Below are 3180 nucleotides of genomic sequence, written 5' to 3'. Positions count from 1 at the left end.
GACCGGTGTCGGCGGTGCGTCCATCGCATCCACCATCTCTCTTGGAAAGATCATGGAAGAACGCGGCATTAAGATGGGACTTGGCCTCGGCGGTATCACCACCCCGATGTGCAACCTGCTTGCGAAGGGTCTCATCGACAAGATCGTAGATACCCAGGATTTCGATATGGGTGCCATTGAGTCCATCAAGACCAATCCGAACCACATCGAGATCTCCGCATCCGAGTATGCAGATCCGTTCAACAAGGGTGCTTACGTCAACAAGCTTGACTTCGTGATCCTGGCATCCCTTGAGGTTGATGTAAACTTCAACTGTAATGTAGTCGTAGGTTCCGACGGCATGATCACCGGAGCCCAGGGCGGACATCCGGATACCGCAGCAGGCGCAAAGTGCACCATCGTCATCGCACCGCTTTTGCAGGGGAGAATCCCGGCTATCTGTACCAACGTAACCACCGTAACGACTCCGGGCGAGACCGTGGATGTTGTCATTACCGATTACGGTATCGCGATTAACCCGCGCAGACAGGATTTGATCGAGTGCATGAAGGATGTAAAGCTTCCGTTCTGCACCATCGAGGAGTTGCGTGACAAGGCATATGGCATCGTAGGCGAGCCGGATCCGGTACAGTTCGGTGACCGTGTGGTTGGTATCATCGAGAGCCGTGACGGCACGGTGCTGGATGTTGTCCGTGAGATCAAGGACTATGAGTTCCAGGATTGATTTTATGCAAAAGCGGATGAGGCAGCAAGCTGATTTCGCAGGATAAGCGCTTTTGAATCCGGCCAGAGCCGGGAATCTCTGGCCGGACCGGTAACAAAACAACACTTACACATAATATAGAGGAAATTATATGTCAGAATTAGTAGTAGGCATTTTAGGATTTGCCTGTATCATTGCTCTTGTTGTAACTCTGTTCAAGAGTAAAACCATGCCGAGTATGGCATTCATTATTTTTCCGTCCATCCTGGCTCTGATCCTGGTAGTTGGCGGATACTATTCCATCGAGCAGATCGGCGATCTGATCAAGGGCGGCTTTAAGAGCACCGGCCCGACCGCAGCACTCTTTGTATTCTCTGTACTGTTCTTCGGTATTATGACCGATGCCGGTATGTTTGATGTTATCATCAACAAGCTGATGAAACACGTTGGTGACAATGTTATCGGTGTAACCGTTATGACAGCCCTGATCGCCCTGATCGGCCATCTGGATGGCGGCGGTGCTTCCACCTTCCTGATCGTAGTTCCGGCGATGCTTCCGGTCTATAAGAAGATGCACATGAGACAAACCACACTGCTTCGTGTAGCGGTTCTGGCCATGGGTGTTTTAAACCTGATGCCTTGGGCAGGCCCGACCATGCGTGCGGCATCTGTACTGGGTATGGAGGCTGGACAGCTCTGGGGCAGACTGATCCCGATCCAGATTTTTGGTATCATTCTCTGTCTGGCACATGCAGTATTCGCAGGTATCCAGGAGAAGAAGAGAGGCGCAGGCCTGAATGGTAAGCTGGCACAGCAGTCCAGCGTAGAGGAGGCAGCAGAAGAGGCTCAGCATCAGGCTGATGAAAATGAGTATGCAAGACCGAAGCTGTTCGCATTCAATATCTGCTTAACGATCGCCGTAATCGCGATGTTAGTATGGGATCAGTTCCCGAGCTACTTCCCGTTCATGCTCGGCGTAGCAGCAGCACTGCTGGTAAACTACACTCCGATCAAGATGCAGAAAAAGATGATCAACCGTCATGCAGGTCCGGCTCTGATGATGTGCTCTACCCTGATGGGCGCGGCAGTTCTGATGGGTGTTCTGGTATATGGTTTCAATGCAGACGGCGCAGCAGTCATTGCAAAGCCGGGTGTTGAGATGATGAAGACCTCTGTTGTATCCAATATGGCTGGTATCATTTCCATGATCCTGCCGGCAGCACTGGGACAGCATCTGCCGCTGGTAATTGGTATTCTGTCCGTACCGTTAGCACTTTGCTTCGATACCGACTCTTATTTCTATGGAATGCTCCCGGTTATGATCGCAATCGGCGCATCCTTCGGTGTAGAGGCATTCCCGATCGCCGTAGCTATGGTTGTATGCCGTAACTGTGCAACCTTCATCAGCCCGATGGTACCGGCAACCCTGCTTGGTATCGGTCTTGCTGATGTGGATATCAAGGATCACATCAAGGCATCCTTTGGCTATGTATGGATTTTCTCCATTCTCTGCATGCTGTTTGCAGCAGTTCTGGGAATCCTTCCGCTGTAATTGTGGAATCTGTATCACTATAAAAGAAACGAAACTGAGAGATTTTCACTGGCAGAAAATGCCGGTGAAAGTCTCTCTTTTTTTTTATCGGGAAAATGATATCAATAGGGATGAGTTTATGAAAAATTTAGATTGTTATTATAATCACATAACAAAAAAATTATATTCAGTATAATTCTTTAAGTATTTGCACAATTGTATCTGTGATGATACACTGTTTTTAGTGAAGTTGACGAGAAATAAAACAAATCACTTAAATGCAAGGAGGAACTTAGTTATGGAAGTTAAGAAAGCTGCCATGGCAGGAACCCTGGAGTCCAGCGACGCCCAGGTAACCGTAGAGCCGGGAAATGGTACCGTAGAGCTTTCCATCGAGAGCAGTGTGATTCACCAGTTTGGAAAACAGATCAAGGCAACCGTCCTGGAAACCTTGAACCGTCTGGATGTAAAAGACGCAAAGGTAACCGTAGTGGACAAGGGTGCTCTGGACTGCACCTTAAAGGCACGTGTTGAGTGCGCAGTATACCGTTCCAACGATATCACTGAGAATCTTCCATGGGGAGGTGTAATTAAATAATGAGCCATCCGAATAAAAAAAGACTGAGACGTTCCATGATGTTCTTAAACTGCCAGAAGCCGGGCCTGATCAAGGATCCGTACATCTACAGACCGGATTCCATCATGCTGGATCTGGAAGACGCAGTGGCAGAGAACCAGAAGGATGCAGCAAGATACTCCCTGTACCATGCGCTGCAGGAAATTGATTACCGCGGAGTTGAGCGCGTTGTCCGCATCAACGGACTGGACACCCCGCACTGGAAGGAAGATATCCGCGTCTGCGTGGCAGGCGGTGCTGATACCATCCGTATCGCAAAGACCGAGACCGCGCAGGACGTACATACCGTAGAGGAGCATGTGCTGGCAG

The 3180-nt window shown here is 49.5% G+C and carries 4 protein-coding genes; all 4 read left to right on the top strand.

The annotated features are described in order from the left end of the window. Positions 1–724 (top strand): citrate lyase subunit alpha (locus DWY84_RS08880; protein ID WP_279220324.1); only part of this gene is annotated, 724 nt, incomplete at its 5' end. Between the two features lie 130 nt (positions 725–854). Continuing rightward, the gene (locus DWY84_RS08875; protein WP_118532486.1) at positions 855–2255 is read left to right on the top strand and encodes a citrate:proton symporter; all 1401 of its coding nucleotides are present in this window, start codon (positions 855–857) and stop codon (positions 2253–2255) included. A gap of 277 nt (positions 2256–2532) precedes the next feature. Further along, positions 2533–2832 (top strand): citrate lyase acyl carrier protein, encoded by a 300-nt coding sequence (gene citD, locus DWY84_RS08870; RefSeq protein WP_118532484.1) that lies wholly within the window; start codon positions 2533–2535, stop codon positions 2830–2832. Beyond that, positions 2832–3180, top strand: a 349-nt coding sequence (locus tag DWY84_RS08865) for an aldolase/citrate lyase family protein (RefSeq protein ID WP_243024805.1), incomplete at its 3' end; no start/stop codon positions are given. The genes citD and DWY84_RS08865, both read left to right, overlap by 1 nt.

Origin of the sequence: Clostridium sp. AF27-2AA, assembly GCF_003478505.1 — a bacterium.
Lineage (GTDB): Bacteria > Bacillota > Clostridia > Lachnospirales > Lachnospiraceae > Brotaphodocola.
This window is presented reverse-complemented; position numbering and strand designations above follow the sequence as displayed.

Excerpts from the sequence above, each read along its gene's own strand:
- DWY84_RS08875 (WP_118532486.1), top strand. The coding sequence starts at position 855 with ATGTCAGAATTAGTAGTAGGCATTTTAGGATTTGCCTGTATCATTGCT.
- citD (WP_118532484.1), top strand. The coding sequence starts at position 2,533 with ATGGAAGTTAAGAAAGCTGCCATGGCAGGAACCCTGGAGTCCAGCGAC.